This is a genomic window from Streptomyces sp. NPDC107528 (assembly GCF_055639295.1).
Genome location: NZ_JBVKAV010000002.1, coordinates 256,811 through 276,707, shown reverse-complemented (window position 1 = coordinate 276,707; position 19,897 = coordinate 256,811). Strand labels below are relative to the sequence as shown.

The 19,897-nt window shown below is 70.0% G+C and carries 16 protein-coding genes; 10 read left to right on the top strand and 6 right to left on the bottom strand.

Annotated features, from left to right (window positions below; translation table 11 throughout):
• Positions 1-3 precede the first annotated feature (3 nt).
• Positions 4-1,356 (top strand): MFS transporter, encoded by a 1,353-nt coding sequence (locus ACZ7L5_RS06305; RefSeq protein ID WP_471514882.1) that lies wholly within the window; start codon positions 4-6, stop codon positions 1,354-1,356.
• On the opposite strand, the gene ACZ7L5_RS06300 is transcribed toward ACZ7L5_RS06305, so the two are convergent.
• From ACZ7L5_RS06300 to ACZ7L5_RS06285, 4 genes are all read right to left on the bottom strand, one after another.
• On the bottom strand, positions 1,346-1,747 hold the full coding sequence (locus ACZ7L5_RS06300) for an SHOCT domain-containing protein (RefSeq protein WP_369270804.1): 402 nt from the start codon (positions 1,745-1,747) through the stop codon (positions 1,346-1,348). The genes ACZ7L5_RS06305 and ACZ7L5_RS06300 overlap by 11 nt on opposite strands.
• Before the next feature lie 98 nt (positions 1,748-1,845).
• Positions 1,846-3,099 carry a hypothetical protein gene (locus tag ACZ7L5_RS06295; RefSeq protein ID WP_471514880.1) on the bottom strand — a complete coding sequence of 418 codons (1,254 nt, stop codon included), beginning with the start codon at positions 3,097-3,099 and terminating at the stop codon, positions 1,846-1,848.
• Between the two features lie 102 nt (positions 3,100-3,201).
• Positions 3,202-3,618: a DUF7144 family membrane protein gene (locus tag ACZ7L5_RS06290; RefSeq protein WP_362377780.1), complete on the bottom strand. Its 417-nt coding sequence runs from the start codon at positions 3,616-3,618 to the stop codon at positions 3,202-3,204.
• Between the two features lie 499 nt (positions 3,619-4,117).
• On the bottom strand, positions 4,118-5,557 hold the full coding sequence (locus ACZ7L5_RS06285) for a DUF2252 domain-containing protein (RefSeq protein WP_471514877.1): 1,440 nt from the start codon (positions 5,555-5,557) through the stop codon (positions 4,118-4,120).
• Positions 5,558-5,708: 151 nt separating this feature from the next.
• Here ACZ7L5_RS06285 and ACZ7L5_RS06280 point away from each other — a divergent pair, with 151 nt between their 5' ends.
• A complete protein-coding gene (locus tag ACZ7L5_RS06280; RefSeq protein WP_471514875.1) occupies positions 5,709-7,091 on the top strand; it encodes a diacylglycerol/lipid kinase family protein in 1,383 nt (460 codons plus the stop codon).
• Between the two features lie 42 nt (positions 7,092-7,133).
• Here the strand turns inward: ACZ7L5_RS06280 and ACZ7L5_RS06275 are convergent, their stop codons facing one another.
• A complete protein-coding gene (locus tag ACZ7L5_RS06275) occupies positions 7,134-8,156 on the bottom strand; it encodes an SCO2400 family protein (RefSeq protein WP_471514873.1) in 1,023 nt (340 codons plus the stop codon).
• Positions 8,157-8,469: 313 nt separating this feature from the next.
• On the opposite strand from ACZ7L5_RS06275, the gene ACZ7L5_RS06270 reads away from it, so the two are divergent.
• The 8 genes from ACZ7L5_RS06270 to ACZ7L5_RS06235 all read left to right on the top strand — a co-directional run bounded on the left by ACZ7L5_RS06270 (position 8,470) and on the right by ACZ7L5_RS06235 (position 18,872).
• The gene (locus tag ACZ7L5_RS06270) at positions 8,470-9,633 is read left to right on the top strand and encodes a mandelate racemase/muconate lactonizing enzyme family protein (RefSeq protein WP_471514871.1); all 1,164 of its coding nucleotides are present in this window, start codon (positions 8,470-8,472) and stop codon (positions 9,631-9,633) included.
• Positions 9,630-10,634 (top strand): zinc-dependent alcohol dehydrogenase, encoded by a 1,005-nt coding sequence (locus tag ACZ7L5_RS06265; RefSeq protein ID WP_471514869.1) that lies wholly within the window; start codon positions 9,630-9,632, stop codon positions 10,632-10,634. Before ACZ7L5_RS06270 ends, ACZ7L5_RS06265 begins: the two co-directional genes overlap by 4 nt.
• A 121-nt stretch (positions 10,635-10,755) precedes the next feature.
• Entirely contained in the window at positions 10,756-11,718 is a 963-nt protein-coding gene (locus ACZ7L5_RS06260) for a glycosyltransferase family protein (RefSeq protein WP_328881917.1), read from the top strand.
• A gap of 139 nt (positions 11,719-11,857) precedes the next feature.
• Positions 11,858-12,970, top strand: coding sequence for a multiple monosaccharide ABC transporter substrate-binding protein (gene chvE / locus ACZ7L5_RS06255; RefSeq protein ID WP_362377770.1), 1,113 nt, complete (start codon positions 11,858-11,860; stop codon positions 12,968-12,970).
• 32 nt (positions 12,971-13,002) lie between these two features.
• Positions 13,003-14,553, top strand: coding sequence for a multiple monosaccharide ABC transporter ATP-binding protein (gene mmsA / locus ACZ7L5_RS06250; RefSeq protein ID WP_471514866.1), 1,551 nt, complete (start codon positions 13,003-13,005; stop codon positions 14,551-14,553).
• Positions 14,550-15,794 carry a multiple monosaccharide ABC transporter permease gene (gene mmsB, locus ACZ7L5_RS06245; RefSeq protein ID WP_328881914.1) on the top strand — a complete coding sequence of 415 codons (1,245 nt, stop codon included), beginning with the start codon at positions 14,550-14,552 and terminating at the stop codon, positions 15,792-15,794. The genes mmsA and mmsB overlap by 4 nt, the downstream gene beginning before the upstream one ends.
• Positions 15,795-15,866: 72 nt before the next feature.
• Complete coding sequence (locus tag ACZ7L5_RS06240; RefSeq protein WP_471514864.1) at positions 15,867-17,012, top strand: aldose epimerase family protein; 1,146 nt, start codon at positions 15,867-15,869, stop codon at positions 17,010-17,012.
• Positions 17,013-17,207: 195 nt separating this feature from the next.
• Positions 17,208-18,872 carry a pyridoxal phosphate-dependent aminotransferase gene (locus ACZ7L5_RS06235; RefSeq protein ID WP_471514862.1) on the top strand — a complete coding sequence of 555 codons (1,665 nt, stop codon included), beginning with the start codon at positions 17,208-17,210 and terminating at the stop codon, positions 18,870-18,872.
• Between the two features lie 19 nt (positions 18,873-18,891).
• Here ACZ7L5_RS06235 and ACZ7L5_RS06230 read toward each other — a convergent pair whose 3' ends face one another.
• Positions 18,892-19,869 carry an arabinan endo-1,5-alpha-L-arabinosidase gene (locus ACZ7L5_RS06230; RefSeq protein ID WP_471514860.1) on the bottom strand — a complete coding sequence of 326 codons (978 nt, stop codon included), beginning with the start codon at positions 19,867-19,869 and terminating at the stop codon, positions 18,892-18,894.
• Between the last annotated feature and the right edge of the window lie 28 nt (positions 19,870-19,897).

Sequence of the window (19,897 nt, the reverse complement as noted above, 5' to 3'; positions counted from 1 at the left end):
ACCGTGCTCGCCGCCCTTGCGCTGGCCCAGTTCATCTGCAGCTTCGCCGGCTCCAACATGAACGTGATGATCAACGACATCAGCGAGGACCTGGACACCACCGTGCAGGGCGTGCAGGTGGCGATCACGCTCTTCCTGCTGGTCATGGCCGCGCTGATGATCCCCGGCGGCAAGCTCACCGACCGCTACGGGCGCAAGCGCTGCTTCCTGGCGGGCCTCGTCGTCTACGCCGTCGGCGCCGTGCTGTGCGCCGTCTCCCCGGGGCTCGGCGTGCTGATCCTCGGCAACTCGATCCTCGAAGGCATCGGCACCGCCCTGCTCATCCCTCCCGTCTACATCCTCGCCACCCTGCTCCACCCGGACATGACCTCACGGGCCCGCGCCTTCGGGGTGATCATGGCGCTGGGCGGCATCGGGGCCGCCGCCGGGCCGCTGATCGGCGGACTCATCACCACGTGGATCAGCTGGCGGGCGGCCTTCGTCTTCCAGGCCCTGGTCATCGCGCTGATCGTCGTCCTCAGCCGCAGGATGAAGGACCCGCTGCCCCCGGATCCGACGCGTTCCTTCGACACCGCCGGGGCGGTCCTGTCCGCCGTCGGTCTGGTTCTGATCGTGACGGGCATCCTGGCCGCGGACAACGACGTCTGGCTGATGCTCGGTCTGCTCGCCGCCGGCGTCCTCGTGCTGGGGTGGTTCTTCCGCCGGGTGCGTGCCGAAGAGGCGGCCGGCCGGGAGCCCCTGCTGTCACTGGGTCTGTTCCGCGACCGCACGTCCAACCTCGGCCTCGTCACCCAGAACGTCCAGTGGCTGCTGCTGATGGGCACGTCGTTCACCGTGGCCGCCTACCTCCAGGTCGTGCGCGGCTACGACGCCATCGGGACCGGGGTCATCTTCACGGCTGCCACGCTCGGCCTGCTCGCCTCGTCCCTGGCCGCCGCGAGCCTGTCGAAACGCCGGTCGCAGCGCACGCTCATCATGACCGGCTTCGTCCTGTCCGTCGTCGGTATCGCGGTACTGGTCACCCTGGCGTCCGCGTCGGTCAACCCATGGGTCTACGCCCCCGGGCTCCTCCTGATCGGACTCGGCCTGGGCGTGATGCTCACCCCGTCCGTGAACGTCGTCCAGTCGAGCTTCCCCGAGGAACAGCAGGGCGAGATCTCCGGCCTGTCCCGCAGTGTCTCCAACCTCGGCTCCTCCTTCGGGACGGCGATCGCGGGCACGATCCTGGTCTCCGGACTCACCCGCGGCGCCTACGCCGCCGCCCTGATCGTCCTGGGCGCCGTCGGCATCGCCGGCCTGGTGGCCGCGGCACTGCTGCCCCGGGAGGCGGACCCGAGCGTGCGGGTCAGGCCGTGAGGACCTTCGACTTGGCCTGCTCGTACTCGGCGTCGGTGATGTCGCCCTTGTCGTGCAGCGCGGCCAGCTTGCCGAGTTCGTCCGCCTTGGCGCCCGGCGCCTTGGGCCGCGGGGCCGCGGCCTCCTGGACGTAAGAGCGGAACGCGCGCTCGCGGTCCTGGGCCATGCGCAGCTCGCGCTCGCCCATGCCGCGTCCGCGCGCGATCAGGTAGACGAAGACGCCGAGGAACGGCAGCACGCAGACCATCAGTGTCCAGCCCGCCTTCGCCCAGCCACTGAGCGCGTCGTCGCGGAAGATGTCCATGACCACGCGGACCAGCAGCATGATCCACATGATCCACAGGAAGAACCAGAGCATGGTGAGGAAGACGTCGAGCAGGGGGTAGTCCATGGTCGCCTCCGCTTGCCTGCCGCCGCGACGACCGCGCGGCTGACGGGGCCCCGGTGGTCCCGTGGCCTTCACGATGCGCCAGGGCGGTCCGCCCGGCATCACCCCTCACGGGTGGGCGGCGAGGCCTCGGCCCGGCCGCCGGCCGCGAGCAGTGCCAGGACCGTCAGGGTGCCGAGCAGGACGAGCGCGAAGGCCAGGATCGTGAGCGGGGTGGGGCGGTTCCACACGGCGAAGACGAAGGCCAGGACCGCCAGTGCGGACAGGGCGATCGACCGGCGGTGGTCCTGTGCCCACGCGCCGACCCGTCCGGCCCGGATCTCGTGCCGGTAGGCCCAGGTGGCGAGCGAGTCCGCGGTGCGGTCGCAGGCGCGGCGGATCGCGACCGGCAGGCGGCCGGGGCCGATCAGGTAGGCGCCGAGCGCGACCACGACCCCGAGCACGATCGTGGTGCGCAGGGCGGCCTTCAGGAAGCGCAGCAGCGTGTCGAACACGGCCGCGGCGGCCGCGTCCGACTGCACGGCGGCCGGGAGGTGGTCCAGGTAGTAGCGGCGTACGACGACCAGGGCGATGACCACCACCAGGCAGGCGAAGGCGGCGCCCAGCGCGGTCCAGGCGAGCGCCCGCCGGTGGCGGCGGGCCAGCAGCACCCCGGCCGCGCCGATGACGACGGTGAGGACGGGCAGCCAGTAGCCGACGACGTCCAGCAGGTGCACGCCCTCGCGGATCTTCTCCAGTTGCTCGGACTGGAACAGCACCAGCTGCTTGTCGACCTGAGGGATCGCCTTGGCGGGCGACAGGCCGGCGTTGACGAGTTCCTTTTTCACCTGCTCGACGAGCGCGCCGACGTCGAGCGTGACCGTGCCGCCCGCGACCCCGACGGCGCCCCGGCCCTCGCCGGTGAGAGCGTGCACGACGGCTCTGTGGGCCTCTTTGTTGGCGTTGCGCCACACGGTGTCGAAGGCGCCGCTGTGCACGATCCGCGTGACGACCTTCTTCACCGCGCCGTCCACGGCCGAGTCGATCTGCGGCCCGAGCCCCTGGATGGCGGTGACGGCCTGGGGCGGCAGGCCCTGGGACCGCAGCCAGCCGGCGAGTTCCGCGGCGGCGCGGTCCCCGTCGATGCGGACGTCCACCGCCTCGGAGATCCGGTCGACGGCCGCGTCCTGGATGGCCGGCTCGGTGGCCAGCGGGGCGACGGTCTTCACGTAGCGGTCGGTGTCGAGGGCGATGTCGTGGACCCAGACCGTCATCAGCGCGACGGGTACGAGGATGCAGGTGACCACGATCAGCACCGCGGAGGCCGTCGCCCGGGCGATGCGCACGGGTGCGGAGGTCTTGTGCGCGGCGCTCATGCGGACTCCAGGTCTTCCGGGGTCCCCGCCCTCCCTTCAATTGCGTCCGCGCACCACGGAAACGGCCTGCCGAACTGGCCCATACGGGCGCCGATAGCCGTCCTAATCAGCGAAGGGGTCCCGCTTCACCACGCACAGAGCCCAGATGATGAACGCGTACAGCGCGATCAGCGTGAGCGACCACACCGGGTAGTACGGGATGGACAGGAAGTTCGCGATCAGCAGCAGTCCCGCGACGCCTACGCCGACGACCCTCGCCCAGGTCTTCGCCCCGAACAGGCCGATGCTCACGATCACGGCGAGCGCCCCGAACACCAGGTGGATCCAGCCCCAGCTCGTCAGGTCGAACTTGAAGACGTAGTTGGGGGTGGAGACGTACACGTCGTCGTCGGCGATCGCCATGATGCCGCGGAAGACGTCGAGGATCCCGGAGATGAAGAGCATCACTCCGGCGAACAGTGTCAGGCCGGTGGCGGCTGTCTGCTTCCCCGCACCGTGGCGGGTAGCGGTGGTGGCCATGTCCGGCCTCCTTTCCACACCGGGCTGCTGCGCGCAGCCGTCCACCACCGAGCCTGATCCCTTGGGGGCATGCCCGTCGTCACCCACGGAGGGTGAGGAGGCGCCGACCGCCGCGCTGCCACGGAAGGGACGCGACGCCAGGCCCCGCCAGGCCTGAGGAAGGCGGCGCCATGAGCGACGGCGGGCCGGGCCGGCGGTGGCGGGTGTCACGGCCGTCCACGCCCTCGGCTCCCGCCGGTCTGCCCCGGTCGCACCGAGAGCCACCCCCACCAAGCCTCCCCACGGGCCCGCACGGCCGCCGACCGCCCTCCCCGGCAGCCGCGCCCCGGGCAGGCCCCTGTCAGGCCACCGGCCCGCTCCGCGCGGTCGCACGACCGACGGTCAAGCCTCGGACAGGGCCCATCGCGCCGCACTCAACCGCCCCGGCCACCGAGGCTCACGCCACACCACCGGCTCTTCCCCCGCTCCGGGATGACGCGTCCCGGCATCCGTGCCCCCGTCACGCCGCCAAGTCGCTCCGTGCCGTGACGCGGCCCGTGCTGACCGCGTCGGTCAGGGCCTGGTGGTCGCGTTCGTTCTGGCTGGCGTAGGAGTGGGCGAAGTCGGCCAGGGCGCGGTCGAAGGTGTCGCTGCGGCCGAGGTAGGCGGCGATGGCGATCGGGTCGCCGGAGCGGGCGTGGGCGCGGGCCAGGGAGGCGCCGCACAGGCGGGCGAACAGGCCCAGGGTCCGGGCGTCCATCGTCTCGGGGCGGGCGATGCCCTTCCAGTCGTGCAACTGCCGTACGTAGAAGTCGCGTTGGCGGCCGTCGATGCCCGTGACGTGCTGCCAGCCGAGGAAGATGTCACCGGCGGCCTGCATGAGCCGCTGGCCGGCGACCACCCGCTCGCCCTGGTTCTCGTACGTGCTGGCGCCGCAGTGGGGGGCGAGGACCGAGTCGCCGGCCTCCTTGGCCTGGAGCAGCAGCGGGTCGTCGTCGTCGCGGCCGAGCAGCAGGATGATCCAGCAGCGGGTACCGACGCTGCCGACCCCGACGACCTTGCGCGCCATGTCGACCACGCGGAACCGGCTCAGCAGATGCCGCCGCTCCGACGACAGGGTGGTCTGGTATTCGGTGACCAGTCCCCGCAGGGTCTGCGCCACCTCGTCGCCCTGCGTGCCGGGCAGCAGCTCCGCGAGCGGCGTGATCAAGGGAGGATCCGAGATGATCCGGGGTACGCCGTCCACCTCCCGGGTCAGCTTCGCGGCCGCCTGCAGACTCGTGCGGGTACGGGCCTTCGTCGCCGCCCGCACGGCCCGCTGCCTGTCCTGCTTGCCCGGCCGCTCGGGCAGCAGCACCCCGATCTGGTCGAAGTCGTCCCGCGCGTACCAGACGTCGAGGGTGCGCAGCCCGGCGAACTCGCGCATGCGCTTGCGGTAGGACCCCACGCCGGCCCGGACGACGTTGTCGCACTGCTTCGCCGAGAACCCGTTGGCCCGTCCGGCGATCACCAGACTCGCCGCCAGCCGCTTGACGTCCCACTCGAACGGGCCCGGCAGGGTCTCGTCGAAGTCGTTGATGTCGAAGACGAGGTGGCGTTCCGCGGAGCCGAGGAGCCGGAAGTTCAGCAGATGCGCGTCACCGCACAGCTGGGCGTACAGCCCGGTGTGCGCACCGGCGCCGAGATCGGACGCCATGATCGCCGCGGCTCCCCGGTAGAAGCGGAACGGCGATTCGAGCATCCGGCCGTACCGGATGGGCACCAGCTCGGGGACCCGTTCGGCGGACTGCCTCTCGATGATGTCGATCGGATCGGGCCGCTTCTCGTCGGGCGCGAAGACGCCGTGCTCGGAGCGCCGCACCCGGGCACGCGCCTCCTTGCCGAGGGCCGCGCGCTCGACCGGGGTGAGCGGACGGTCGTGCATCACCGAGAGCGGACCGCGGTGCGTGGTGATGGCCATGGCCGGGCCTCCTTGCCCGCAGGGCCGACCGGCCCTCCCTGCCCGCGTGGTCGACCGTCCCCCTGACCTGCATGCTCGCAGCCCCCGCGCGCCGACGGGATCACCCGGAGCAGGTGATGCGGGGCCGGTGCGCGGGCGGTGGGATGCCGTTGTGGGCGGTACGCGAAAGCCCGCCGGGACGTCCGGTACGTCCGGTCGTCGCCGTGCGGCGGCTCAGCGGTGGGCGGCACGCCTGGCCCTGCTGGTCGCGGCGGGCGCGATCGCCGTGCTGCTGGCGGCCGCCGGCATCAAGAGCCTCGCGCTGCTGGCCGTCGGTCTGGCGGGTCTCGCCGCGACAGCCGCAGCCCTGTGGTGGGCGCTCTCCCGGCGCGGCCTGGCCCGGCTGCTCGCCGCCGCACTCGCCGCCCTGCTGCCGATCGCCGTGCTGCTGAACTACGCCGTGGTGGGCCTGCTGTGGGCCGCGCTGTCCGCCGTGGCGCTGTGGATCGCGGCGCTGCTGATCGGGCGGGCCGCCCTCGCCGCGCACGCCGGCCGGTCCGGCCCCCGGGAACACCCGGCCCCACCGCCGCGCGCACCGTTCTTCATCATGAACCCGCGCTCCGGCGGCGGAAAGGTCGGCAAGTACGACCTCGTGGCCAAGGCCCGGGCCCTGGGCGCCGAGGTCGCCGTACTCGACCCGGCTCACCCGCAGGACGTCGCGGAGCTCGCCGAGCGGGCCGTGGCGCGGGGCGCGGACCTGCTGGGGGTCGCCGGAGGGGACGGAACCCAGGCGCTGGTGGCGGGTGTGGCGGCCCGGCACGACCTGCCGTTCGTCGTCGTCTCCGCGGGCACCCGCAACCACTTCGCCATGGATCTCGGTCTCGACCGGACCGACCCGTCGACCTGCCTCGACGCCCTGACCGACGGCGTCGAAGTGCGTATCGACCTCGGTCTCATCGGCGAGCGCGTCTTCGTCAACAACGCGTCCTTCGGCGTGTACGCGGTGGTCGTGCAGAGCCCCGCCTACCGCGACGACAAGGTGCCCACCATCCTCCGGGAGCTCCCGGACCTGCTGACCCATCAGGTCGGGCCTCGGCTCACCGTCCGCGCGCGGGACAGCGTCCTCGACGCTCCCCAAGGGGTCCTGATCAGCAACAACCCCTACCAGTTGGGCGATGCGGCCGGCCTCGGCCGGCGCCCGCGGCTGGACTCCGGCACCCTCGGCGTCCTCGGTGTGCAGGTCGACAACGCCGCGCAGGCGGCCGGGCTGCTGCGCGGCAGGCAGGCGCGCGGGCTCACGGTGCTGGCCGTGCACGAGGTGGTGGTCGAGGCCGACGCCCCCGACGTCCCGGTCGGTGTGGACGGCGAGGCCCTTCTGCTGCCGACGCCCGTCATCTGCCGCATCACGCCCGGCGCCCTGCGGGTCCGCGTGCCGCGCGACCGTCCGGGCGTGCCCGTGGCGAAGCCGCGGATGGACTGGCGGACGCTGGGCCGGCTGGCGTTGCCCAGCACGCGTCCCTCAGACGGTCACACGCCTCTGGATTCGCGAAGGTGAACGGATTCAGGCGGCCCTACGGCCGCCTCACGTGCACCCGGCTCACGTGCACCACCACAGGAACCGGTTGCAGGTCTCCGTGGGCGTCGGGTCCGGGTTCGGGTCCGACGTGGTCGGTTCCTGGGTCGGGGTCGTGGGATCAGGGTCGGACGGGGTGGTGGGCGCCGAGGTGGTGTCGCCCGAGCCGCCGCTGCCCGTCGTCGCCGACTGGCCGTCCTTGTCGGGGGTCTTGTCCTCGTCCTTCTTCTTCTCGTCCTCGTCCTTGGGCGACTTGGAGGCCGAGGGAGACGCCGAGGGATCCGCCGACGGCGAGTCCCCGTCGGTCCGCGGCGTCCCGTCCGTCGCCTCGGGGGACGCGGTCACCTCTTCCGACGCCGCGCCCTCCGCCGACTCGTCCCCGGCGGCCGCGGGCTGGGGGCTCGTGCCCGGGGCGTCCATGCCGAGTTCCGCGAGGCTAAGCCCACCGGCGGCCAGGACGAAGCCGGCGGTCACCAGCAGGACCCGGCGACGGCGGCGCCGGTGCGCGGCAGCCTTGCGATCGCGACGGCTGGCGCCCGACGAGGAGCCGTCGTCCAGGTCGTCACCGTCGTCGTCCGCTTCTTCGTCGTACGCGTCGTCCTGTGCGTCGTCGTACTCGGCGTACTCGTCACGGCCTCGACCCCTGCCGCGCCGCTGCGCCGCCCGCCGCGCGGCCCGTCCGCCGGCCGGCGCGACCGGCGCCGCCTCCGAGGCCACCTCACCGGTGTCCGCGGCCTCTGCGGCCTGCGCGGGGCGCGCCTCGTCGTAGTGGTCGTCATGACGACTCGCGCCGTACTCGCCGCCGCCGTACTGTCCGGCGCCGCTCCCGTACTGCCCCGAGCCGTCCCCGTACCGGACCTCGCCGCCGGCGTACTGACCCTGGTACCCCTCGTACGCCCCCCGGCCTCCCACGCCCCGCTCGGCCATCTGCGGGTACACCTCGTTCTGGGTGCCCGCGTACACGCGCAGCTCTTCGATCGCGGCGCCGCACCCCGGGCAGGCGAGGGCGCCATTCAGGTGCCGTCGGCACGGGTGGCAGTAGTCCATGACGCGGGAAGACTAGGTTCCGCACAGGCACCGTTGATAGTCACAGCTGTGAAAGTTGTGTATGGAACTTTCTGTTCCGGCATGGCGAGTTGACGGATATGCCGGGACTCGCCAGACACGCCCCCCACACTCCGCGACCGACTGCCCGAAATCCGTATCGAAAGCGGTGTCGAAACCGTTATGTGTTCGACCCATTGACACTCCCGGCGCCGCCTCCCTACTGTCACGTCAGCATTTCGAACGTGTGACGAAATTTCGAACACGTCGGGGTGCGACGCCAAATGAGCCGACGACGCAGCAAGGGGCAACTGCCGTGCGCATCACCGGAATCAGCACACACGTGGTCGGGACGCCGTGGCGCAACCTGACATACGTCCTGGTGCACACCGACGAGGGCATCACCGGAGTCGGCGAGACCCGGATGCTGGGCCACACCGACGCGCTGATCGGCTATCTGCGGGAGGCCGAGGCCAACCACATTCTGGGTTCCGACCCGTTCGCTGTCGAGGACCTCGTCCGGCGCATGAAGTACGGCGACTACGGGCGGGCCGGCGAGATCGTGATGTCCGGGATCGCCGTGGTGGAAATGGCGTGCTGGGACATCAAGGGCAAGGCCCTCGGCGTGCCCGTGTGGCAGCTGCTCGGCGGCAAGGTCACCGACAAGGTCAAGGCGTACGCCAACGGCTGGTACACGACCGAGCGGACGCCTGAGGCGTACCACAAGGCGGCCCAGGGCGTGATGGAGCGCGGGTACAAGGCGCTCAAGATCGACCCCTTCGGCACCGGCCACTTCGAGCTCGACCACGAGCAGACCCTGTACGCCGTCTCGCTCATCGAGGCCGTGCGGGACGCCATCGGCCCCGAGGCCGAGCTGATGCTGGAGATGCACGGCCGCTTCTCCCCCGCCACCGCGGTACGGCTCGCGCGCGAGCTCGCGCCGTTCAAGCCGGCCTGGCTGGAGGAGCCCTGCCCGCCGGAGAACCTGAAGGCGCTGGAGAAGGTCGCCGCCAAGGTGGACATGCCGGTCGCGACGGGCGAGCGGATTCACGATCGCATCGAGTTCCGCGAACTCTTCGAGAGCCAGGCCGTCGACATCATCCAGCCCGACGTCGGCCACATCGGCGGCATCTGGGAGACGCGCAAGCTCGCCGCGACGGCCGAGAGCCACTACGTACTCGTCGCGCCCCACAACGTCGGCGGCTCCGTCCTCACTGCCGCCTCCCTCCAGGTGGGGTTCACCTCCCCGAACTTCAAGATCCTGGAGCACTTCAACGACTTCGCCGACGCGGAGATCAAGAAGGTCGTGAAGGGCGCCCCGCAGGTGAACCCGGAGGACGGCTGCTTCCACCTCTCGGACGCCCCCGGTCTCGGTGTCGAGTTCGACGTCGACGCCGCCGCCGAGTTCCCGCAGCAGCAGGCCCGGTTCGACCTGTGGGCCGAGGGCTGGGAGCAGCGCAAGCCCAAGGGCGCGCAGTGAGCACCGCCGTCGTCGTCGAGGCGCCCGGCGAGCACCGGCTCACCGAGCACACGCCGCGCGAGCCGGAGGCCGGTGAGGCGCTGGTCCGGGTCCACGCGGTCGGCATCTGCGGCAGCGACCGCGAGGTGTACCAGGGCAACCGGCCCGCGGGATATGTCCGTTACCCGCTCACGCCGGGCCACGAGTGGTCCGGGACCGTCGCGGCGGTCGGCGCCGGGGTGCCGGACTCGCTGGTCGGCCGCAAGGTCGTCGGCGAGGGCTTCCGCAACTGCCAGGTCTGCGACCGCTGTCACGCCGGTGAGACCACGCTGTGCAGCGCGGGGTACGAGGAGACCGGGTTCACCCAGCCCGGCGCCATGGCCGCCACGCTGACGCTTCCGGCCCGGCTGCTGCACGTCCTGCCGGACGACTGCGACCTCACCGCCGCCGCCCTGCTGGAGCCGGCCGCCTGTATCGCCGCCGCGGCGATCAAGGCCGACGCGCTGCCGGGTGAGCGCGTGGCGGTCGTGGGGACCGGGACGCTGGGCATGTTCGCCGTTCAGTTCCTGAAGGCGGGCTCGCCGGCCGAGCTGCTCGTGGTGGGCACCCGGGGCGACCGGGAGGCGCTGTCGCGGCAGTACGGGGCGACCGACTTCCGCACGAAGGACCAGCTGCTCCCGGACGACTTCGACGTCGTCATCGAGACCGCCGGGTCCGCCGACGCCGCGCGCACCTCCGCCGCGCTGCTGCGGCGCGGCGGGCGGCTCGTCCTCACGGGGATCCCGGCGCCGGGCGCCCTCGGACTCGACCCGACCGATCTCGTCGTACGGCAGCTGGAGGTGCACACCGTGTTCGGGGCGCCGCCGGATGCCTGGGCGCACACGGTGCGGGTGTTCGCGGCCGGGCTGCTCGATCCGCTGCCGCTGGTCACGCACGAGTTGCCGCTTCAGGAGTTCCCGCAGGCGATCGAGCTCGTCGGGTCCGGCGATCCGAAGGTGGGCAAGGTCCTCCTTCGCCCCTGAGTGCCCCTCAGCCGTACGCCGGTACGGGGGCAACCTGACGGTCCCCGTACCGGCGTACACCAAGCCACGCACACCCTGAGCCGCGAACCTCGTCCGACATATCGAACAAGAAGGACAGCTTGTGACCGACGCTTCCGCAGCCCGCCGACCCGGTGAGCGGGTTCTCGCCGCCCTCGGCCTGGCCGCGCCCGACCTCTCCCCCGCCGACGCCTCGCCCCACACGTTCCCGGGCGGCGGTCGCTGGCGCACCGAGATCCCCTCGTGCGAGGGCCCCGAAGCGCTGGCCGTCGTCCTGAAGGAAGCCTCGCTGCTGGACGTGCCGATCCACCGGATCAGCCAGGGCAGTGGTGTGTGGATGCTGACCGACACCGAGATCACCGAGATGGTCGAGGCCACGGCCGAACGCGACATCGAGCTCTGCCTGTTCACCGGCCCGCGCGGCACCTGGGACATCGGCGGGTCCACGCGCACCGACTCGCGGGGGGCCGGACTGCGCGCCCGGGGCCACGACGCCGTCGCCGGCTGCGTCGAAGACGCCGTACGGGCAACGGAGTTGGGCGTGAAGTGCCTGCTCGTCGCGGACGAGGGCGTGCTGTGGACGCTGCACCGGGCGAGAGCCGCCGGGATCATCCCGGCCGACACGACGCTCAAGGTGAGTGCGCTGATCGGGCCGGTCAACCCGGCGGCGTACGCGGTGTACGAGAACCTCGGCGCCGACTCGGTCAACGTGCCCAGCGACCTGACGCTCGATCACCTCACCGAGATACGGCGGGTTTCCGCCGCCCCCATGGACATGTACATCGAGGCCCCCGACGACCTCGGCGGCTATGTGCGGATGTACGAGGTCGCCGAGCTGATCCGGCGCGGCGCACCGCTCTACCTGAAGTTCGGGCTCTCCAAGGCCCCCGGTATCTATCCCTACGGCCACCACATGCGGGACCTGACGCTGGCCACCGCCCGGGAACGCGTACGGCGCGGACGGCTGGCACTGGACCTGCTCGCACGGCACGGAGCTGACGGCGACATGGCGCCCCTCGGTTCACGGCTGCCCGGAACGCTGAGGCGATTCGAAACTCCCGCATAACGTTCCGGACAAACCCCCTTCACAGAAGAAGACGCAGTCGAACACAATCCCACACACCCTTGTTCTACTCCGTTCAGTACTCGAAGCGTCTTCGCTCCGCCCGACCGAGCCCTGCTCACACACATCAAGGATGATGATCATGCGTACTCGCAGAGCCGCACTCGCCGCCATAGCCTCCGCCGCGTCCCTCGCACTGACCCTGACCGCCTGCGGCCAGAGCGGCGAGGGCGGCTCCAAGGAGGACTCGGGCAGCTCCGAGGGAGCCACCATCGGCATCGCGATGCCGACCAAGTCCTCCGAGCGCTGGATAGCCGACGGCAACAACGTCGTCGCGGACCTGAAGTCCAAGGGCTACAAGACCAAGCTGGTCTACGGCGAGGACGACCCGGACCAGCAGGTCTCACAGATCGAGAACCTGATCACGCAGGGCGTCAAGGCGCTGATCGTCGCGGCCATCGACAACAAGTCGATGAACAACGTGCTCCAGCAGGCCAAGGACGCGAACATCCCGGTGATCTCCTACGACCGCCTGATCCTCGGCACGGAGAACGTCGACTACTACGCGTCGTTCGACAACGAGAAGGTCGGCGAGCTCCAGGCCAACTACATCATCGAGAAGCTCGGCCTCAAGGACGGCTCCAAGAAGGGCCCGTTCAACGTCGAGCTGTTCGCCGGCTCCAACGACGACAACAACACCCGCTACTTCTTCGGCGGGGCGATGAAGGTCCTGCAGCCCTACATCGACAAGAAGCAGCTCGTCGTCCGCTCCGGCCAGACCAAGCTGACCCAGGTCACCACCCTGCGCTGGGACGGCGGCACCGCCCAGAAGCGCATGGACGACATCCTGACCTCGGCGTACAAGAGCGAGCGCGTCGACGCGGTCCTCTCGCCGTACGACGGCATCTCCATCGGCATCCTGTCGGCGCTGAAGTCGGACGACTACGGCTCCAAGAGCAAGCCGCTGCCGGTCGTCACGGGTCAGGACGCCGAGGTCGCCTCGGTGAAGTCGATCATCGCCGACGAGCAGTCGATGACCGTCTACAAGGACACCCGCGAGCTCGCCAAGGTCGCCTCGGGCATGGTCGACGCCCTGCTCAACGACAAGAAGCCCGAGGTCAACGACACCAAGACCTACGACAACGGATCGAAGGTCGTCCCGGCGTACCTGCTGGAGCCGGTCGCGGTCGACAAGACCAACTACCAGAAGGAGGTCGTCGACTCCGGCTACATCAAGGAGAGCGACCTCAAGTAACCGCCGGCCCACTCTGATTGGAAGGCACGACCATGGCGGGACCCGTCCTGGAAATGCGCTCGATCGTCAAGACCTTTCCCGGCGTCAAGGCGCTGTCGGACGTCACGCTGACCGTCCGGCAGGGCGAGGTCCACGCCATCTGCGGGGAGAACGGCGCCGGCAAGTCGACCCTGATGAAGGTCCTCTCCGGCGTCCACCCGCACGGCACCTACGAGGGTGACATCCTCTTCGAGGGTGATGTCTGCGAGTTCAAGGACATCCGGGCGAGCGAGCAGCGCGGCATCGTCATCATCCACCAGGAGCTGGCGCTGTCGCCGTTCCTCTCCCTCGCGGAGAACATCTTCCTCGGCAACGAGCACGCCAAGGGCGGGTTCATCGACTGGCGGGAGACCCTGCGGCACGCCACCGAGCTGCTGCGCCGGGTCGGTCTCTCCGACCACCCGGACACCCGCGTCGCCGACATCGGCGTGGGCAAGCAGCAGCTGGTGGAGATCGCGAAGGCGCTGTCGAAGAAGGTGAAGCTGCTCATCCTCGACGAGCCGACCGCGGCCCTGAACGACGAGGACAGCGGCAAACTCCTGGATCTGATCCTGGAGTTGAAGAAGCAGGGCATCACCTCGATCATCATCTCCCACAAGCTCAACGAGATCCGCAAGGTCGCCGACTCGGTGACGATCCTGCGCGACGGCCAGACCATCGAGACACTCGATGTGAAGGCCGCCGAGACCACCGAGGACCGGATCATCAGCGGGATGGTCGGCCGGGACCTGGAGCACCGCTTCCCCGAGCGCACCCCGCACGAGCCGGAGAAGGGCGCGGCACCGGCCCTGGAGATCCGCAACTGGACCGTGCACCACCCGATCGACCAGCAGCGCAAGGTGGTCGACGATGTGTCACTGTCGGTGCGCCGCGGGGAGATCGTCGGCATCGCGGGCCTGATGGGCGCCGGCCGCACCGAGCTCGCGATGAGCGTCTTCGGGCGGACGTACGGCCGTTACGCGGGCGGCACGGTCCTCAAGGACGGCACGGAGATCCGTACGAAGTCCGTCCCCGAGGCCGTCAAGAACGGCATCGCGTACGTCACCGAGGACCGCAAGCACTACGGCCTCAACCTCATCGACACCATCAACCGCAACATCTCGCTCAGCGCGCTGGGCAAGGTCGCCAAGCGGGGCGTGGTCGACGAGCACGGGGAGCGGCAGGTCGCCGAGGGCTTCCGCAAGTCCATGAACATCAAGGCGCCGACCGTCTTCGAGCCGGTGGGCAAGCTGTCCGGCGGCAACCAGCAGAAGGTCGTCCTCAGCAAGTGGATCTTCGCGGGTCCCGATGTGCTGATCCTGGACGAGCCGACGCGTGGCATCGACGTCGGCGCCAAGTACGAGATCTACACGGTCATCGACCAGCTGGCCGCCCAGGGCAAGGCGGTCGTCTTCATCTCCTCCGAGCTGCCGGAGCTGCTCGGCATGTGTGACCGCATCTACACGATGGCCGCGGGGCGGCTGACCGGCGAGTTCTCGCGGGCCGAGGCCTCGCAGGAATCGCTGATGCGTCAGATGACAAAGGACAAAGAGGTATCCCGATGAGCACGGATGTGACCGCCAAGAGCCCGGCCCCCGCGCCGCCGGGCAAGAGCTCGGGGGCCGCGGGCGCGGGCCTGCTCCAGCTGGTGATGGACGGTATGCGCCGCAACATGCGGCAGTACGGCATGCTGATCGCGCTCGGCCTGATCGTGGTGCTGTTCGCCGTGTGGACCGAGGGCGACCTGCTGCTGCCGCGCAACGTCTCCAACCTGGTGCTGCAGAACAGCTACATCCTGATCCTCGCGATCGGCATGATGCTGGTCATCATCGCGGGCCACATCGACCTGTCGGTGGGATCGCTGACGGCGTTCATCGGCTCGATGGCCGCGGTGTTCATGGTCAGGAACGACCTGCCATGGCCGGTGGCGGTGATCCTCTGCCTCGCCATGGGCGCCCTCGCGGGTGCGGCACAAGGGTTCTTCATCGCGTACGGCGGCATACCGTCCTTCATCGTGACCCTCGCGGGCATGCTGATCTTCCGCGGTCTGACGGAGATCTTCCTGGAGGGGCAGACCCTCGGCCCGTTCCCGGAGGGCCTGCAGAAGGTCGCCAACGGCTTCCTGCCCGAGGTCGGCCCGAACACGAACTACCACAACCTGACACTGCTGCTCGGCTTCGCGATGATCGCGTTCGTGGTCTTCCAGGAGTTCCGTGACCGCCGCCGGCAGCAGGAGTTCTCCCTGGAGGTCGCGCCCTTCAACCTGTTCCTGCTGAAGCTGGTCGCGCTCGGCGCCGCCATCCTCACGCTGACGATGCTGCTGGCCAGCTACAAGGGCGCTCCGATCGTGCTGCTCATCCTGGGCGTGCTGCTCGTCGGCTTCGGGTACGTCATGCGCAACGCGATCATCGGCCGCCACATCTACGCCATCGGCGGCAACCTGCCCGCGGCCAAGCTGTCGGGCGTGAAGGACAAGAAGGTCACCTTCCTGGTCTTCCTGAACATGGGCATGCTCGCGGCCCTGGCGGGTCTGGTCTTCGCCGCCCGCTTCAACGCGGCCTCTCCCAAGGCCGGCCTCAACTTCGAGCTGGAGGCGATCGCGGCCTCGTTCATCGGCGGCGCGTCGATGAGCGGCGGCGTCGGCACCGTCCTCGGCGCGATCATCGGTGGCCTGGTCCTGGGCGTGCTGAACAACGGCATGAACCTCGTCGGCATCGGCACCGACTGGCAGCAGGTCATCAAGGGCCTCGTGCTGCTGGCGGCGGTCGGATTCGACGTGTGGAACAAGCGCAAGGTCGGTTCGTAAGTCCAGACGGGGCCCCGCCGAAGAGGCGGGGCCCTTCCACTCTCGGTTCAACTTCCTGAGCAGGAGCCGCACATGGACATGAGCAGACGTACGGTCATAGCCGGAGCCGCGGCGGCGGGGATCACCGCCGCGACCGTCGGCAGCGCACACGCCACGGGAGGCAGGACCCCGGTGAAGTCGCTCTTCGGCAAGCTCGCCGACGGCACCAAGGTCTACAGCTGGGCGCTGGCGAACGGCGGCACCCGCATGAAGGTCCTCTCGTACGGCGGCGTCGTGCAGTCCCTGGAGATCCCGGACCGCCGCGGCCGGCTGGCCAACGTCTCCCTGGGCTTCGACAAGATCGAGGACTACGTCGCGAAGAGCCCGTACTTCGGCGCCCTGATCGGCCGGTACGGCAACCGCATCGGCAAGGGCAAGTTCACGCTCGACGGCAAGGCCTACCAGGTCAACGTCAACGACGGCGAGAACACCCTGCACGGCGGCGCCCAGGGCTTCGACAAGCGCGTGTGGGACGTCGAGCCGTTCACCAAGGGCTCCGACGTCGGACTGCACCTGTACTACACGTCCGTCGACGGCGAGATGGGCTACCCGGGCACGCTCAAGGTGAAGGTGACGTACACCCTGACCAAGCACGGCGACTGGCGCATCGACTACGCGGCCACCACCGACAAGGCCACCGTCGTCAACCTGACCAGCCACGTCTACTGGAACCTCGCCGGCGAGGGCAGCGGCACGATCGAGAACCACCAGCTGAAGATCGACGCCTCCCGCTACACCCCCGTCGACTCGGGCCTCATCCCCACCGGTCAGCTGGCCCCCGTCGCCGGCACCCCCTTCGACTTCCGCCGCACCAAGGCGATCGGCGAGGACCTGCGCGAGCCCCACCAGCAGCTGCTGTACGGCAAGGGCATCGACCACAACTGGGTCCTCGACAAGGGCATCTCGCCGCGCCCCGAGTGGATCGCCACCCTGAAGGACCCGTCCTCCGGCCGCACCCTGCGGATGGCGACCACCGAGCCCGGCCTGCAGTTCTACTCCGGCAACTTCCTCGACGGCACCCTCGTCGGCACGAGCGGCCGCACCTACCGGCAGGGCGACGCGCTGTGCCTGGAGACGCAGCACTTCCCGGATTCGCCGAACAAGCCGTCGTTCCCCTCGACGGTGCTGCGACCTGGGCAGACGTACCGTTCGACGACGGTCCACTCGTTCAGCTGCTGACAGCTGCCGACCCCGCTCGACCGTCCGTTCTGCCGGTTCTTCACAGGTGACACACAAGTTCTCACCGGTTTCTCAGTGGTTGAACAGCGTCACCCCAGCCTCCGTATGTAAGGGCGGCCCGCGCTCCCCCGCGCGGGCCACCCGAAGACGACGGGCCCGGCCGTCCCCGCCGGGCCCGCCCCATACGGAGGTTCCATGGCCGACAACGTCACCTCGCTGTTCCGCAGCACCGCGGCACACAGCCCGTCGATGGCGGCGCTGACGCGTGAGGGCGGCGACGGGGCCGGTCCGGTCGACTTCTGCATTCCCTGCAACCCGTACTTCCCGACGCCGGAGATGTTCCAGGACATGGGGGCCCGGCTGCGGGACATCATCACGTACTACCCGAGCAGCGCGGACACGATCACGGCCGAGCTGTGCAGTCTGCTCCAACTCCCGCCGCAGTGCGTGGCGATGGGCAACGGCTCCACGGAGCTGATCACCTGGATCGACCACCTGATGGTCCGGGAGTCCCTCGCCATCCCCGTCCCCACCTTCGGCCGCTGGACCGACCAGCCCATGGAGACCGGCAAGCGCGTCGACATGTTCCCGCTCCAGGAGTCCAGCGGCTTCGCCCTCGACCTCGCGCAGTACTCCGAGTTCATCCGCGCCCGGGGGACGCGGGTGGCGGTCATCTGCAACCCGAACAACCCCGACGGCGGCTATCTCCACAAGCACGCGCTCGTGCAGTTCATGGACGCCATGGCCGACCTGGACCTCGTCATCATCGACGAGAGCTTCCTGGAGTTCGCCGACGCCGAGCAGGAACCCTCGGTCGTCCAGGAGGCGATGATCCGCCCGAACGTCATCGTCCTGCGCTCCCTCGGCAAGAACTTCGGTCTGCACGGCATCCGCTTCGGCTACCTGGTCGCCAACCCGGCGCTCGCCGGCAGGGTCCGCTCGATGCTGCCGAAGTGGAACCTCAACGCCTTCGCCGAGCACGTGGTGTTCATGCTGAAGAATCATGGTGCCGAGTACGCGCAGAGCCTGCACCAGGTGCGCCGGGACCGCCTCGACATGGCCAGTCAGCTCTCCTCGCTCCCCGGCCTGACGGTCTATCCGTCGCAGGGCAACTTCCTCTTCGTACGCCTCCCCGTGGGCGCCGAAGGCACCGTGGTCCGGGATCGGCTGCTCACCGAGCACCGGATCCTGGTCCGCGAGTGCGGCAACAAGATCGGTTCGTCCAGCCGCTTCCTGCGACTCGTGGTGCGCCCCCAGGTGGACGTGCGTCGCCTGGTGTCCGGCCTGGAGCAGGTGCTCTACGGGTCCAGGAGGGGAGCCGCCGTACCCGAGCTGGGTACAGGGACCAACTACAGCTCGGGTACGGCGGCCGTGGACCGGTTGGTCAGCTCCACGAACGGTGCGGGGATGCCGGGGCTCGCCGCGCAGGCCATGGGGTCGCCCATGCCGGCGCCGGTTCCGCCTCAGCCACAGCCGCAGCCGCAGGTGGTGGCGCCGGCCGCCGCCACGGTGCCTCCGCAGGGCACGGGGATGCCCATGCCGGCGCCGGTTCCGGTGGCTCCGGCACCGGCCCCTGCACCGATGCCCACACCGATGCCCACACCTGTGCCTGTGCCGGCGGCTGCGCCCGCCCCTGCTCCGGCGCCCGCGCCGACGCCGTTCCCGTCGCCCATGGCGCCGATGGCGCCCGCCGCGGCGGCGATGCCCGGGCCCACGCCGCCCGGGGTGCCGGCCCGGGGGGGCCTTACGGCCGCGCAGGTACGGGGCACCACCGGGCCGGGGCTTACTCCGGCGCCGGCGACCGGGTGGCCCAACAGTCAGTCCTGGCCGAATGCGGCGGGGATGGGGGCGGCCGGGTAGCGCCCTTTCGTTGACGGCGTCAGTAGGCGACGGGCCAACCCGTGGCCCAGTTCAAGAGGTTGATGCCCAGCTTGGGTGTGCCGTTGTCGTTGGCGTCGTAGTAGTGGTAGACGATCAGGTCGCCGTCGACGTCGTTCGTGATCGACTGGCCGCCGGGGCCGATGACGCTGCCGTGGGACTCCAGGACCGGGGTCCCGCCGTTGTTCATCATCGAGACGCCGCTCTTGTCGAGGTACGGCCCGGTGACGCTGGTGGCGCGGCCCACCTTGACCTTGTACGTGGAGCTGGTGCCCGCGCAGCAGGTGTCGTAGGACGCGAAGAGGTAGTAGTAGCCGCCCCGTTTCACGATGAAGGGTGCCTCCACGGCCTTGGTGCCGGTCGGGCGGGAGGCGAGGGAGTGGCGGGTGGTGTTGGAGGAGAGCTGCTTCCCCGTGGACGGGTTGATCTGGATCATCTTGATCCCCGTCCACCAACTGCCGAAGGACAGCCACCACTTGCCGTCGTCGTTCACGAAGAGGTTCGGGTCGATGGCGTTGTAGTCGCTTGAGGAGCTGGATGTGTAGACGGTGCCCTGGTCGGTCCAACTCCCGGGCTGCCCGGTGCTGGAGGTGGCGAGGCCGATGGCCGACGTGTTCGAGCCGAACTTCGAGACGGAGTAGTACATCAGGTACTTGCCGCCGTGGTACGAGATGTCCGGCGCCCAGGCCTCCGGCACCGAGGAGTAGGTCGACCACCAGCCCGGCCGGGAGGAGAACGCGTCGGCGCCGTTCCTGAAGGCGGTGCGGTCGCTGGAGGTCTTGTTGGCGATGCCGCCGCCCGTGGCGTACAGCAGGTACTGGCCGGACGAGGTGCGGAGCATCGTCGGGTCGTGGGTGACGATGTCGCCGGTGACACGGCCGGGGTTGGGGTACGCGGTCGCCGAGGACGGGACGAGGGCGAGGAGAGCGGCGGCGGGGAGCGCGATCAGGGCCGTGCGCTTGCGGAGGGTGCGGGGCATGCGGGTCCTCCTTGCGGTGGGGGTGACA

Excerpts from the sequence above, each read along its gene's own strand:
- ACZ7L5_RS06300 (WP_369270804.1), bottom strand. The coding sequence starts at position 1,747 with ATGGACTACCCCCTGCTCGACGTCTTCCTCACCATGCTCTGGTTCTTC.
- ACZ7L5_RS06295 (WP_471514880.1), bottom strand. The coding sequence starts at position 3,099 with ATGAGCGCCGCGCACAAGACCTCCGCACCCGTGCGCATCGCCCGGGCG.
- ACZ7L5_RS06290 (WP_362377780.1), bottom strand. The coding sequence starts at position 3,618 with ATGGCCACCACCGCTACCCGCCACGGTGCGGGGAAGCAGACAGCCGCC.
- ACZ7L5_RS06285 (WP_471514877.1), bottom strand. The coding sequence starts at position 5,557 with ATGGCCATCACCACGCACCGCGGTCCGCTCTCGGTGATGCACGACCGT.
- ACZ7L5_RS06275 (WP_471514873.1), bottom strand. The coding sequence starts at position 8,156 with ATGGACTACTGCCACCCGTGCCGACGGCACCTGAATGGCGCCCTCGCC.
- chvE (WP_362377770.1), top strand. The coding sequence starts at position 11,858 with ATGCGTACTCGCAGAGCCGCACTCGCCGCCATAGCCTCCGCCGCGTCC.
- mmsA (WP_471514866.1), top strand. The coding sequence starts at position 13,003 with ATGGCGGGACCCGTCCTGGAAATGCGCTCGATCGTCAAGACCTTTCCC.
- mmsB (WP_328881914.1), top strand. The coding sequence starts at position 14,550 with ATGAGCACGGATGTGACCGCCAAGAGCCCGGCCCCCGCGCCGCCGGGC.
- ACZ7L5_RS06240 (WP_471514864.1), top strand. The coding sequence starts at position 15,867 with ATGGACATGAGCAGACGTACGGTCATAGCCGGAGCCGCGGCGGCGGGG.
- ACZ7L5_RS06235 (WP_471514862.1), top strand. The coding sequence starts at position 17,208 with ATGGCCGACAACGTCACCTCGCTGTTCCGCAGCACCGCGGCACACAGC.
- ACZ7L5_RS06230 (WP_471514860.1), bottom strand. The coding sequence starts at position 19,869 with ATGCCCCGCACCCTCCGCAAGCGCACGGCCCTGATCGCGCTCCCCGCC.